1 pseudogene is annotated in these 758 nt (G+C 65.8%); it reads left to right on the forward strand.

What is annotated here, in order from left to right:
* Nucleotides 1-55: 55 nt before the first annotated feature.
* Nucleotides 56-758 (forward strand): annotated as a pseudogene (locus RJ05_RS33200) (class I fructose-bisphosphate aldolase); the annotation flags it as partial.

Consider the following 758-nt stretch of genomic DNA (forward strand, 5'->3'; position numbering starts at 1 on the left):
CGACGAGCTCAACAAGCAGGGCATCGTGCCAGGCATCAAGGTTGACAAGGGTCTGGTGCCCCTGGTCAACAGCAACAACGAGTCCTGGTGCCAGGGCCTTGACGGCCTTGCCCAGCGTACGGCCGAGTACTACAAGGCCGGCGCCCGCTTTGCCAAGTGGCGTGGCGTGGTCTCCATCCCCGCCGACCCCTCCATGATCGCCCTGCGCGACACCGCCTACGGCCTGGCCCGCTATGCCGCCATCGCCCAGGCGTCTGGACTGGTCCCCATTGTGGAGCCCGAGGTGCTGCTGGACGGCGAGCACGACATTGACGCCACCCTGGAGGTTGCCCAGGCCATCTGGGCCGAGACCTTCAAGTACCTCGCCGACAACAACGTGCTGTTCGAGGGCATCCTGCTCAAGCCCTCCATGGTGACCCCCGGCGCTGACTCACCCAAGCGCGAGAAGCCCGAGGTGGTCGCTGACTACACCCTCAAGCTCCTCAAGCGCCGAGTGCCCCCCGCGTCCCAGGCATCATGTTCCTGTCCGGAGGCCAGTCCGAGCTGGAGGCCACCCTCAACCTCAACGCCATGAACCAGAGCCCCAACCCGTGGCACGTGTCCTTCTCCTACGCCCGCGCCCTCCAGAACTCCGTGCTCAAGACATGGAAGGGGCAGCCAGAGAACAAGGAGGCGGCACAGCAGGCGCTGATCAAGCGCGCCAAGGCCAACAGCGACGCGCAGCTGGGCAAGTACGACCCATCCACCGAGGCCGCAGA

Source organism: Nocardia cyriacigeorgica NBRC 100375, assembly GCF_000308555.1.
Classification (GTDB): domain Bacteria; phylum Actinomycetota; class Actinomycetes; order Mycobacteriales; family Mycobacteriaceae; genus Nocardia; species Nocardia cyriacigeorgica.